The 12111-nt window shown below is 40.4% G+C and carries 17 protein-coding genes; 9 read left to right on the forward strand and 8 right to left on the reverse strand.

Translation table 11 applies throughout. The features are described 5' to 3' along the window. The first annotated feature begins 26 nt into the window (after positions 1-26). From CRG89_RS00700 to CRG89_RS00710, 3 genes are all read left to right on the forward strand, one after another. The gene (locus tag CRG89_RS00700; RefSeq protein WP_103286482.1) at positions 27-1343 is read left to right on the forward strand and encodes an HD domain-containing protein; all 1317 of its coding nucleotides are present in this window, start codon (positions 27-29) and stop codon (positions 1341-1343) included. Positions 1344-1415: 72 nt separating this feature from the next. Continuing rightward, positions 1416-2171: a UMP kinase gene (gene pyrH, locus CRG89_RS00705; protein WP_103286483.1), complete on the forward strand. Its 756-nt coding sequence runs from the start codon at positions 1416-1418 to the stop codon at positions 2169-2171. A 298-nt stretch (positions 2172-2469) separates the two neighbouring features. Beyond that, complete coding sequence (locus CRG89_RS00710) at positions 2470-3228, forward strand: SAM-dependent methyltransferase (RefSeq protein WP_103286484.1); 759 nt, start codon at positions 2470-2472, stop codon at positions 3226-3228. 87 nt (positions 3229-3315) lie between these two features. On the opposite strand, the gene CRG89_RS00715 is transcribed toward CRG89_RS00710, so the two are convergent. From CRG89_RS00715 to CRG89_RS00735, 5 genes are all read right to left on the reverse strand, one after another. After that, complete coding sequence (locus CRG89_RS00715; protein ID WP_103286485.1) at positions 3316-4065, reverse strand: PAC2 family protein; 750 nt, start codon at positions 4063-4065, stop codon at positions 3316-3318. Between the two features lie 49 nt (positions 4066-4114). Continuing rightward, positions 4115-4639: a stage II sporulation protein M gene (locus CRG89_RS00720; protein ID WP_103286486.1), complete on the reverse strand. Its 525-nt coding sequence runs from the start codon at positions 4637-4639 to the stop codon at positions 4115-4117. A 43-nt stretch (positions 4640-4682) separates the two neighbouring features. Beyond that, the gene (locus CRG89_RS00725) at positions 4683-5873 is read right to left on the reverse strand and encodes a Cdc6/Cdc18 family protein (protein WP_103286487.1); all 1191 of its coding nucleotides are present in this window, start codon (positions 5871-5873) and stop codon (positions 4683-4685) included. 530 nt (positions 5874-6403) lie between these two features. After that, on the reverse strand, positions 6404-7381 hold the full coding sequence (locus tag CRG89_RS00730; protein WP_103286488.1) for a DHHA1 domain-containing protein: 978 nt from the start codon (positions 7379-7381) through the stop codon (positions 6404-6406). 101 nt (positions 7382-7482) lie between these two features. Further along, positions 7483-7725 carry a hypothetical protein gene (locus CRG89_RS00735; RefSeq protein ID WP_103286489.1) on the reverse strand — a complete coding sequence of 81 codons (243 nt, stop codon included), beginning with the start codon at positions 7723-7725 and terminating at the stop codon, positions 7483-7485. A 38-nt stretch (positions 7726-7763) separates the two neighbouring features. On the opposite strand from CRG89_RS00735, the gene CRG89_RS00740 reads away from it, so the two are divergent. Then, positions 7764-8270: a HEAT repeat domain-containing protein gene (locus tag CRG89_RS00740; RefSeq protein WP_197706632.1), complete on the forward strand. Its 507-nt coding sequence runs from the start codon at positions 7764-7766 to the stop codon at positions 8268-8270. Between the two features lie 50 nt (positions 8271-8320). Here the strand turns inward: CRG89_RS00740 and CRG89_RS00745 are convergent, their stop codons facing one another. Further along, the gene (locus CRG89_RS00745; protein ID WP_103286490.1) at positions 8321-8560 is read right to left on the reverse strand and encodes a hypothetical protein; all 240 of its coding nucleotides are present in this window, start codon (positions 8558-8560) and stop codon (positions 8321-8323) included. 267 nt (positions 8561-8827) lie between these two features. On the opposite strand from CRG89_RS00745, the gene CRG89_RS00750 reads away from it, so the two are divergent. After that, on the forward strand, positions 8828-9211 hold the full coding sequence (locus CRG89_RS00750) for a hypothetical protein (RefSeq protein ID WP_103286491.1): 384 nt from the start codon (positions 8828-8830) through the stop codon (positions 9209-9211). Here CRG89_RS00750 and CRG89_RS00755 read toward each other — a convergent pair. Both CRG89_RS00755 and CRG89_RS00760 read right to left on the reverse strand, forming a co-directional pair. Beyond that, complete coding sequence (locus CRG89_RS00755) at positions 9208-9936, reverse strand: winged helix-turn-helix domain-containing protein (RefSeq protein ID WP_103286492.1); 729 nt, start codon at positions 9934-9936, stop codon at positions 9208-9210. The two genes, CRG89_RS00750 and CRG89_RS00755, sit on opposite strands and share 4 nt — an antisense overlap. Positions 9937-10010: 74 nt before the next feature. After that, entirely contained in the window at positions 10011-10367 is a 357-nt protein-coding gene (locus CRG89_RS00760; protein ID WP_103286493.1) for a hypothetical protein, read from the reverse strand. A gap of 60 nt (positions 10368-10427) precedes the next feature. Here CRG89_RS00760 and CRG89_RS00765 point away from each other — a divergent pair, with 60 nt between their 5' ends. The 4 genes from CRG89_RS00765 to CRG89_RS00775 all read left to right on the forward strand — a co-directional run bounded on the left by CRG89_RS00765 (position 10428) and on the right by CRG89_RS00775 (position 12034). Then, positions 10428-11174, forward strand: a complete 747-nt coding sequence (locus CRG89_RS00765; RefSeq protein WP_103286494.1) for a phosphoglycerol geranylgeranyltransferase — start codon at positions 10428-10430, stop codon at positions 11172-11174. A 27-nt stretch (positions 11175-11201) separates the two neighbouring features. Beyond that, positions 11202-11387: a hypothetical protein gene (locus CRG89_RS08520; RefSeq protein WP_148695288.1), complete on the forward strand. Its 186-nt coding sequence runs from the start codon at positions 11202-11204 to the stop codon at positions 11385-11387. A gap of 106 nt (positions 11388-11493) precedes the next feature. Then, positions 11494-11748, forward strand: coding sequence for a hypothetical protein (locus tag CRG89_RS00770; protein WP_103286495.1), 255 nt, complete (start codon positions 11494-11496; stop codon positions 11746-11748). Beyond that, positions 11729-12034: a hypothetical protein gene (locus CRG89_RS00775; RefSeq protein ID WP_103286496.1), complete on the forward strand. Its 306-nt coding sequence runs from the start codon at positions 11729-11731 to the stop codon at positions 12032-12034. The genes CRG89_RS00770 and CRG89_RS00775 overlap by 20 nt, the downstream gene beginning before the upstream one ends. The last annotated feature ends 77 nt before the right edge of the window (positions 12035-12111 follow it).

Consider the following 12111-nt stretch of genomic DNA (forward strand, 5'->3'; position numbering starts at 1 on the left):
TTTAACCACCTCAGTTAATCTAGATTATGAGAGCAGTAGCAGAGATAAGTGATCCTATACATGGCTACTTCTACCTAAGCAGTGTTGAGAAGGATATAGTTGATAGCCCACTATTCCAGAGGCTTAGGAGGATAAGGCAGCTAGCAAGTGCATATCTAACCTATCCAAGCGCACAGCATACAAGGTTTGAACACTCCCTAGGTGCAATGCATCTAGCAGGCTATGCAGGCAATGTGCTGAAGGATAAGGAGTATGTAAGCAGTGATGATGTGCAGATGCTGAGGCTTGCAGCGCTCCTCCATGATATAGGGCATGGTCCATTCTCCCATCTCTTCGAGGAGGTGCTTGAGGTGAAGAGCAACATCACACATGAGGATATAGGGAGGATGATTATAAGGAAGAGTGCTATAAGTGATATACTTGCAAAGCACGGCTATAGGGCAGATGAGATAAGCGATCTTGCATTTGGACAGTCTAGCAGGATGTTCCTAAACGAGATCATCTCTGGGGGCTTGAGTGTTGATCTCATGGACTATCTGCAGAGGGATGCATACTTCACTGGTGCACACTACGGCAGGATAGATGCTGAGAGGATAATAAGTTCTCTAGAGGTCTATGATGGTAGGTTAGCAATAGATAGAGCAGCACTCAACTCATTTGAGTCATTGCTTATAGCAAGGTATCAGATGTTCAAGGCTGTATACTTCCACAAGACTGTTAGAGCAGCAGAGGTTATGCTACTTAAAGCAATGATGCTTGCAGATGGGCACTTACACTTATCTGAATCATACAAGAGGGTAGAGGATTATATGCGGTTGACGGATGATATGACCCTTGCTAACCTACTCATGTTAAAGGTTGATGTTAATAATAATAATGATAAGGATGATAGCAACATAAAGGAACTTAGATTAGCAAAGAGACTGGCAGAGGATTACAGGGATAGGAGGCTCTTCAAATCAGTATTTGAGAGCATACTCCAAGCAAGTAGTAGGCTGATAAACAGGTTAACGGATGCAAGGTATCTAAAGGATAGATGTGATGAGATTGCAGGTATAGCAGGTGTTGATCCAGATATGGTCTATATAGATAGTGCAAAGGCACCATCCATACCTAGAGCACCAGGCAAGGAGGAGCCTAGAGACCTTATACTAGTTGGTAAGGAACCATTCAGGGTGAAGAGGATAGAGTTGAAGGATATACCCTTGATAAGTTCTATTCTGGGCTACATGAACATGATAAGGGTTTATACTATAGAGGAGCATAGGGAGAAGGTAGCAAAGGCTGCATTGAGTGTATTTGGTAGCGAGGCTGAGTCATGGTATGAGAGGATAGCTGTGTAAGGTTTGAGGGAGGATTACATTTTATATTGCATAGATTGTAGTTAGTGAAGAGAGGAGGAGAGGTTAGTGGTGATGATTGATAATAGTAGTAGTAACAGTAATAGTAATAGTAGCAATAATAATAGTAATAGTAAGAATTCTAGAGGTAGGGTTGTTATAAAGTTGAGTGGGAGCATCTTCGATCTCTATAAAGTTGATACCATAACACCATATGCAAAGATGCTAAGGGAGATCTGGATGGGCAAGAGTCTACAACCCATAGTAATAGCTGGAGGGGGTAAGGAGGCTAGACTGTACATTGATGCTGCTAGGGTACTTGGAGCAGATGAGTCTAGCCTTGATGAAATAGGGATAGAGGTATCAAGATTGAATGCTAGGCTCCTCTCATATGCTATAGGGGTAGATATAGTCTACCCTTCTATACCAACTAACCTTGAAGAGGTTAGCATGGCAGCGTCTACTGGAATGGTTGTTGTTGCTGGAGGACTTCACCCTGGGCAGAGCACTAATGCAACATCAGCACTTATCGCTGAGAGAGTGAATGCTAAACTCTTCATAAATGCTACTGATGTTGAAGGTATATACACCTCAGATCCTAGAGTGCATAGAGATGCAAGGTTGCTCAAGAGGGTAAGTGTTAATGAACTACTCTCCATGCTTGGAAGGGAAAGGTTCAATGCAGGCACGTATGAGTTGATGGATATAGTTGCATTGAAGATAATACAGAGGTCAAGGATACCAACCAGGGTTGTGAAGGCAGATCCTCAAGTTATAAAGGATGTTATCGATGGACATGATCTTGGTACAGAGATAGTAAGCGAAGAATGAATGAATTAGGAATTATTTATCTTGATGTTGATATGAGATTCAATAACTCATCATTCCTCTATGCATTGATGATGTAATAACATCATCAATTGTAGGCTATTGATTAAAAGCAAATATGTATTACTGCTATCATCCTGTACTTACTCCTTCTTGTTACCTCTCTTCTTAAATCCCTCAACATCAAGGTTGAGTGACTCCGATATCAGCCACTCGTATATCTCCTTTGGTACCCTCTTCTCATCCAGCACCATGCAGATACAGCATAGGCTTATATAATTAAATCTTTTGCCTCTCTTGTATGGGTAAGGTATACCTTGTAGGTGTAGGACCTGGAGGAGAATGGTACATCACAGAGATAGCAAAGAGGCTTATAGAGAGGGCAGATGTAGTTGTTGGGTATAAGCATGCATTGAATGTTATAAAGAATATTGTAGATAAGGGTTATGATGAGATGGAGAAGAGCAAGGGTAGGAGTGAGAGGGTAAAGGGGAAGAAGGATATTAGGATGATAACCCTTAAGACACAGGATGAGGTCTATGCTCAACTCCTAGATTATCTGAAAGGTAAAGATAGAGAGGAAGGGGAGAAGGGAGGAAGGGAGAAGGTATGCTGCATCCTCTTCACAGGTGATCCAGACTTCTCAGAGTCTGAGATAGTTGATAAACTTGTATCGTTATTTGAGAGTAATGGTATAGAGGTTGAGATCATCCCTGGTATAAGTTCAGTACAAGTAGCAGCAGCAAGGTCAAAGGTTGCTATAGATAGATCTAGCCTAATAACCTTCCATGTAACAGGGAGCATAGATAGAGAGAAGGATGCTCTCCTCAACACATTAAGAGCAAAACGCACAGTTATACTCTTGCCTAGACCATGGGACTTTATGCCACAACACATAGGAAGGTTCTTGAGGGATGAGGGTATAGATGTTGATGCTTTCAATGTTGATATATATGAGAATCTTACTCTGAGTAATGAGAAGGTTACACACTGTAAACTTGCAGATATCCCAGATAGGGATTATAGCGATCTATGCGTTATGGTGATCAAACCAAGCTAACAACAACAATAGCAATAAACCAAACCAATAATAATAACAATAGCAATAATAATAATAAGAGGAGTAGTTAAGTAACACTCTATCTCATCAGTAGTATATCCCAATATCTCTACCCTTTCCCTTATTCCTCTCAAGCATGCTGTTCATGTAACGCAACTGCTCCTCCATGAACCTCTTCCTCCTCTCCTCCTCATCCAGTTCTGACATATCAAATCCTCTTATCTTTGAAATCTCCAACATCTTCTCAAGCACCCTCTTTGCTGATCTAGGCTGTATTATCTCTGGATTATCTATCTCCCCTAGTATGCATATAGCATCCAACCCTCTCTCCATTGCTATACCTAGTATGAGACCATTGAAGCCAGTTATCTGCCCCTCTCCCTCCAAGATGAGTATGTTATGCTCCTTCAGCACATCAATGAGGCTGCTGTTGTTAACTGCACCATATACCCTTGGTTCTGCCCCAACAGAAGGTCTTAGTGCTGCTCCTACAGTGTATAACCTCTTTACAGATAACCTCTGGGCCATGTTAACTACCTCATAGCATACCTCATATAGCCTCCTTGGATCTGTAGGGTTAAAGTCTCCTCCAAATATAACAAGATCATCCCTGCTTGAGTAGTAGAACCTGTATGTTGACTGTCTATACTCTACAACACCATCCTTGTATGTAACGTATGGTGGCCAGTATGCATATACCTCAGCAAAGAGTTCAGCATTAAGCCCTTTGAGTAGGGTTGAGATGCATAGACCAGCAACATTGCCCATATCTGGTAAGGCAGCAACCATCACAGGCTTATCAAGCCTTGGATAGTAGTGTACTTTTGTACCAAGCATGTGAGAAGTTTAGCTGGAGGGGATAAATGTTTGTATTGTTAACTATTTACTATACTTGTACCCTATCCATTGCAGATCTTATCATATAGTACTCTATGAACGCTCCAGCAAGTAGCAGTGCACAGACTATACCTATGAGTATGAGTGTTGGTACTATAGCAATCCTGAAGCCCTTCTTCTGGATTATGTTTTGCAGGAGTATACCACTCTGGGACATTGCTAGCCCATATGAGATAACCTCCATTATGCCAAATGGTGTAGCAAGTACTAGCAATGGAGGTATCCCTGCAAGCTCTGGTGTTGTTGTAACTAATGCCTTGAATACCAAGCCTGTTGAGTAGGCAGAGAATAAACCAATCAATATACCTAGAGCAGGTATGAACATTGCTAATGCTATCCTAAAGTTGTTAAGGAATATACCATAAGCATCTATATCCTTGACCATCTCCTTGAACTGCTCTGTCATATTCTTAGCATCCTGCTCACTTATCTCGCTATTTGCACCGATGTTGAAGAATGCTATGAATGCTAGGGATGCTATGGCAAGGAGTATTAGCCTTCTCCTCTTACTCATATGAGTTTAAGTGAATAAAGGTTATTTAAATCAAGAGTAAATATCAGAGTAGAACTGCAAGCATTGGGTCTTCAGCAAGGACCTCCCTCACTAGGGAATCCTGTATGGCTAGAGATATACGCTTTGTCCTACCATATCTACCTTGATTAACCACTGGAGCGTAGAGCAATCCTTGCATATCCAATTCACTAACTATCATCCCTACCCTCCTCTGTGTCACTGGCTGTACTCCTAACCTCTTTGCTAATGAGATGTATGTATCATAAACATCCCCAGTCGAACCCTTGTTTGAGAGCATAACACTTACTATAACAAGCTTCTCATGAAGTGGTAACTTCCTTAGGGTCTCACTCACCTTATCCTGCTCTATCCTCTTCTCTGCTATCCTAACATGTCTCTCCTCAACCATATCAGCACCCTCACGCTCAGCAACCTCACCTGCTACCCTTAACAGATCCAGTGCCCTTCTAGCATCACCATGCTCTGCCCCTGCTATTGCAGCGCATAGGTTTATTGCAGCATCACTTATACACCCTTCGTTGAAACCTAACTTGGCTCTATCCATGAGTATATGCTTCAACTCATCAACAGTGTAGGGGGAGAAGAGAACTTCCTCCTCGCTAAGACTGCTTAGAACCCTTGGATCTAGCATATCCTTGAAGTTAAGATCATTAGATATACCAACAAGGCCAAGAGAGCCTTTATGTAAACGCTCATTTGCCCTTGTCATCTGGTAGAGTATCTCATCCCCATGCTTCTTGACAAGGAAGTCTATCTCATCAAGTACGAATACGGTATCTATACCATGCTCATCTATATGGTTGACTATCCTTGTGAATATCTCACTTGATGCTAGACCAGTGAATGGGAACCTTAAGCCTATAGCCTCTCCAAGTTGTACAAGCACTGTATACTCCCTCTTTGCATTCTTTACATTTGAGTATGCTAGAGCAACGTTTAGGTTGTATCTCCTTGCCCTCTCCTGTAGATGTTTTAGTACGTATCTAGCAACAGCTGTCTTACCAGTTCCAGGCTTACCATAGAGTAAGAGGTTAGATGCCCTAGATCCCTTGAGCAATGGTGAGAGTGACTCTGCAACTGCTCTAATCTCATCATCCCTGTAGAGTAACCTGTCTGGTACATAATCCGATCTAAGAACATCCCTATCCTTTATCAATGGCTTGGAGGTTACAACCCTGTTGAAGATCTCATCTATAAGATTATCGTACTCCATCTCTTACCTACACCTCTTCATTCTACACACCCACACCACCATTTCCAATCTACTTACTAACTTTACAGTATACTATGTTAACTTTTAAACTACTAACTCAATTTTAGTTGATGATTTATCTAGAATATTTATCATTAATTGCTTTGCTATTGCTACTCTAGTTATTCACCTCTTTATTGTAAGCAGCAGAAGAAATCATGGTGTCCCTCTTCCATTAACAGATTGTTAACTACAAGTTAACTATATATGAACTGGGCTTAAAATGACACCATCACTTCCACTGGAGCATAAAGTCTATGTTAATATGGTTAATACAGGCTTAAAATGACACCATCACTTCCACTGGAGCATTATATAGTTAGATAATGACACCATCACTTCCACTGGAGGTTAATATGTTAATATCTCTCATATGTTAACAGAATCTACATTAACAACCATACTTAATCTCTACAATTGTTAACATGTACTATAGATTAACTAACTAAATAAATATGGAAGCCATCCAATTATAATAAAAATACTATATATTAAGTGGAGCCGTTTATGAGACCTTTAACCCTTTCAATGAATATATTTATGCTATCCTTTGGTAGCATTGCACCAGAAGCCTTTTCATGCCCTCCTCCACTACCCCCAAGTTCACTTGCTACATCATTTGCAAGCTTGCCTAGATGTAACTTACACAGGTTGGATCCCCTTAAGGATACAACCATCTTATCGCCCCTCTGCTTGTATGCTATAGCAACCTTGATACTCTTGTGCATTGTCAATAGCATATTTGCAACAGTGCTTGCAGGAAGGTCTACAGCTTGAATGTAAACAATACCATCATCCTTTCTTGCACCATTCTCTATCACACTTATATTATTGGTTATCTTCTGAGCATACTCCTTTGCAGATTCTAACACTCCATCTATTGCATGGGGCATATCCTTTACAAGTCCATCAACCAATGTAAGCAGGAACTCCTCTCTATGCTGATTCTGGTATATTGCATATGCTAGCAATGTTGCTTCAAACTCAACGAAGTGCCTATCATAACTCTTCAATATCCTACTTGCTATCTCCCTACCATCCATTTCATCAATCACTGCAGCAAGCCCAGCAAGTAGAGCAAACCTAGATGGTATATTCTCCTTCAGTAGGTTATGATATATAAGGATGGATGTGCACTCTGCTATGCTATGTACCAACTCAACACCATAACCCCTTAACCTATCCTTGCTCTCCTCCTCTAGATGATGATGGTCTATGTATGTAACCCTTGATCTCTTGCTAGCCTCTTCTACAACTTTGAAGAACCTTTCTTCATTGGCCTTACTTAGACCCATATCACATATGAAGAGATGATCAAGCCCTTCAATCCTTACTGCTTCTTCAAGCCTCTCTAGTAGATCTGAGTAATCTGCAAGAATAACTATTGTATTAGGATATGCATATTTGATCAGCGATGCTGATACTATACCATCTGGGTCCTCCTTATGAGATAAACATACATTCACCATTACAAGATTGCTTAACTACCCTATATATAAAGTAGTTGTAGCATATACATCATCAATTAATTAATTAATTAATCAACAATAAACATCCATCATCATTTACATCAAGGATACCTATAATGGTTGATCCATACAATGGTTAATGCTAGACCTATACATAGTGCAGTTATAAGCATATCAACGATGAAGTCTATTGACCATGCTCCAGTCAATCTACCAAGTATCCAATGCGTATAGTGAAAGTTGGGACCATCTGGCATAGCCATTGATACAATACCATTAACAATGGCTATCATCAAGAAGGCTAGAAGGGAGAGCAATAGATATATCCTAAGCAGCAAGCCCATGAGTAAAGTATGAATCTACCACTATATTATCCCTAATTATGAACAAGGCTGATGCAAAGAATCTACTACTTGAGGAGATGGAAGAAGCATTCTATAGGAAGGATGTTGAGTACTTCAAGGCATTACTAAAGCATGAAGACTTTGATATAAGGGCTAGAGCAGTATGCATACTTGTAGAGATAGCAGAGGGAGAGGATGCTGTAGAGCCTATATGCGATGTACTCCTCAACGATCCCAATGCACTTGTGAGGCATGAGGCAGCATTCTCCCTAGGACAGATGGGTTATGCCAAGGCAGTAGATGCACTTATAAGCGCAATGCTTAAAGATGATAGCCCGTTCGTTAGGCATGAGGCAGCCATAGCATTAGGTGTTATAGGATCTGAGAGTGCTAGAAGAGCACTCATACAGGCTTTAAATGATGAGAGTAAAGAGGTTAGAGAGTCAGCAGAGATAGCACTTGTGAACCTTGATTATCTAGCCTACTCTAGGCAGAAGGGGAGCAGCAGTGTAAATAGCAGATTTGCAAGACTAACAGGTGGTTAATAAACAAATAAACAAATAAACAAATTCTTATTCAAAAAATAGTATGTAGGCTATACTGGGATAGCCTCCTTGTTCAATGGTAGCTCCTGTGAGTATAGCTTGCTTATACCACAAGCTTCCTTTACCCTCTCCCTATCTATTATCCCTTCATCTATATCCTTCTCTATGCTCTTCAGTATAGCATTGGTTAGGTACTGCTCAACCCAACCATTGGGATACTGCCAGAGTATCTGCATTGCTCTAAGGAACCTCAGTGCACCATCTGGTATCTCAACCTCTACTATAGCCATGACTATACTTTATTCAATCATTTAATTCCTGAAGAGTTAAGATTGTTTGATATTGTAGAGATATCATCTTGACAAATCTACTGCTAAATTGAGTGGGTAGCAAGTAGAAGATGTACATAATAGTTTAATCATCTTAACTGATGAGTTAATTATAGTATATCCTAAAGTATATTATTCCATTCAAAAGTTAGACTAACTCTACTACAGATTTAAACCATCATCTTTATTGATCCTCTAAGGAAGAGGATAGATAGGTGCACCTGATACGTGGCACGTAAGAAGGTGAAGATAGAGTTAGAGGATAGCGAGGGTAGTAAGTACTCTATTGTAGTAGAGGGTAACCTTACTCGTGAGAAGGTTCTAAAGGTGTTTGAGATGATGAACCTCCTAGATGATAGTAGCAATGAGAAGTATGATGCTGAGGAACCCAACTCCCTTGGAGAGAGGATAATGCACCTTATAGAGGAGGAGTTCCCGTATGGTGAGTTTACATCCTCACAAGTGCTTGAAGCATATGAGGATAGGTACAATGAACCTATAAAGTTGAGCATGGTCTCAACATATCTTGCAAGGTTTACAAGCAAGGGCATTCTTGCCAGGAATAGGAGTGGGAGGGAGTGGAGGTATAAGAGGGTATTACTGAAGCATTAAGATGGTATCTGCTTGTAATTGGTGACCTTTTTAGCATCATCTGTTTGAGCAAGTATATACTTGTATGGTCTCTTACTCTCATCCCTTATAACATAACCCATCTCATACAAACGTTTCATAAGCCTTGCAGTATGCTCCCTACTCATCCCTAGTCTCTTCTCTATCTCCCTTGATGTCTTTGGTCCCTCTTGTATAATACTCAAGATCTTCTCTATAGTACTATTATTTATATTCCTATAGCTAGAGTCTCCTTTACCCTCCTCCTTCATAGCTACATCATCATTGGCATCATGGTAACTTGAGATTATCATCAACTTACCATTCATACCGCTTCTACCCTCTCTACTAGCATCAGCATCACTACCGTCATCATCATCAACTGCCTTAGCCATAGATGGTGAACCCTTGTAATCATCACTACTTGTACTATTATCCCGTTCAACCTCATCAACCCTACCATAATAATCATAATTTCCTTCCATGTGATGTGATACATTGTATAATGATTCTGTGATACTATAAATCCTCTTAACCCTAAGATCTATCACATCTATTCTAGCCATAAGATCAGCAATAACATGCTCATAAGCCTCATAAGGGTTATGACTAATTCTATTAGAGTATCTATCCTTGTTTATCATAAGCGATGTTACAATCATCCCTGCAATATATGATATGAGCATGAACATCACATCCTCTACGCTTACTCCCATGCTTATACTCATGCATCACATCCTAACAGACCTGTATATCACATGATGAGCCAAATATAGTTGACCAATCTATAAATAAAATCACTTCAAACCCTACTCAGCCCTTTCACTAGCTTATCTATCACATCCATCACATAGATCACGTCATCACTATCAGCACTACTACGTGATATCACATCTATCTGTTTGAGGAGTTGTAAAAGCACCTCTTGCTTCTTACCATCCAGCATACCTATGTATGTTAACAGGAGTAGACTATAGATTATCCCTTCAACCTTTTCTCTACTCTGCTTTAAGAGTCTATAGTATGCTCCTCTACTTATTCCCAGATCTCTCCCCCCATGGATTCTTCTATAAATAATATCAAATTGTCTAGCACTAAATAAGGATCTTTCAAGAAAGAACCTTAATATCTTATCATCATTCAAGTCATCCCTATCCATTTAGCTATCCAGATATGTATAGCTAAGAGTAGATATAAAGGTAGAGTATATACATCTGCAATGGGACCTGTAGAGAGTAGGCTCTTTGAACTATCAAAGAAGAGACCATTATGCTTCATCTTAATAGACTCAGAGTCGCTAGAGTATGATAGCGCATCTAACATGGCAAAGAAGGCAGAGGAGTTGGGGGCAGATGCCATACTGGTTGGTGGCTCATCAGTAATAGATCAGATAGAGTTGGATGGTGTAGTAGCATCAATAAAGGCTAGTGCAAAGATACCAGTCATACTCTTCCCTGGCAACATAACTGGGATATCAGCAAAGGCAGATGCCATACTCTTCAGTTCACTCCTCAACTCAGAGAACCCATACTTCATTACCCAAGCACAGGCTTTAGGAGCACTCTATGTGAAGAAGCATGGGCTTGAGGCTATACCCATGGGTTACCTTGTGATAGGCGAGGGTAGCTCTGTATGGTTCATAGGGAGGGCAAGAGGTGTACCAATGGACAAGCCCAAACTTGCAGTTATGCATGCTCTAGCAGCAAAGTACATGGGTATGAGAGCACTTTACCTTGAGGCTGGATCTGGAGTGCATTCATCAGTAAGGCCTGAGATGGTCACTGCTGTAAGGAAGAACTTCGATGGTCTGCTATTGGTTGGAGGAGGCATAAAGGATGAGCATACAGCAGTATCCCTTGCAAAGGCTGGAGCAGATGTGATAGTCATAGGTACATTATTCGAGGAAGGGATGTACGATACTGTAGGTAGGATAATAAATGGTGTAAGAAGTTTGACTAGGAATTAATTTATACCCCCTCCAGTTATTCGTTTTATGCGTTGCATCATATGCGATATGAACTTTGCATTTGAGAAGGGCAAGGGTATAAGTTTCAGGAACAAGCCTATATGCGATGAGTGCCTGCTCAACCTAACCATAGTCTTCCTAGATAAGTACAAGGAAGGGATAAAGAGGTACCTAAAACAGGAGATAAAACTAGAGCATTACAACAATATATGATTTTATGTTAATTTTTATCATCTTATGATATTTTGTTTGCCAGAATAGGACTTGCTCGATTATTTTAATCCTCATATAATAAGCCTATCTATTAATAATAATTCTTATGAACTTTAGTAAGAAAGGGATGGTAGGAGTGGTTCTAGCACTTGCTGGATTGATGTCAGTAGTATATGCACAGGAGGGAGGAGGAGAAGATGAGCATCATGCACTCTGTGAGGTAGAACGTGATAGGGAGATTACACTAACCCTATCTCAGAGTAGTGGATTGCTTGGGAGTACTATAACAGCAGAGATGAGCGTTACATTGGTAGGGGAAGATAAACCAAGAGGGTGGAGAGATGCAGTTTGCATGGATTGATAGTTATACCATCATAGGTGATGGGTTAGTAAGCGTTGTTGGTGGAGCAGGTAATCCATTCGCTGGTTATGGTACATGTAGTGTTCCTGCTGGAGAGACATCAACAGGATACGCTACTGCAACGCTCATGGCTGATGTAGAACTTGGTACTACTACAGGTTATGGTATGTGTTGGATATCCATATGGACTAGAGATATGCACTGGTACGACTTTACAGTAGAACCTTTTATGGTGGTGCCAGAGACAGTGCTTGGCATAGGTGTGGTTGCAGCACTGCTAGGGTAATCTCATCTACGCTAGGATGAGCATTAACCTTTTTTATTTATTAATTGAAGATTTCAAATTGAAAATATTCCTTCAAA

This window comes from Candidatus Nitrosocaldus islandicus, from assembly GCF_002906215.1.
Taxonomy (GTDB): domain Archaea; phylum Thermoproteota; class Nitrososphaeria; order Nitrososphaerales; family Nitrosocaldaceae; genus Nitrosocaldus; species Nitrosocaldus cavascurensis.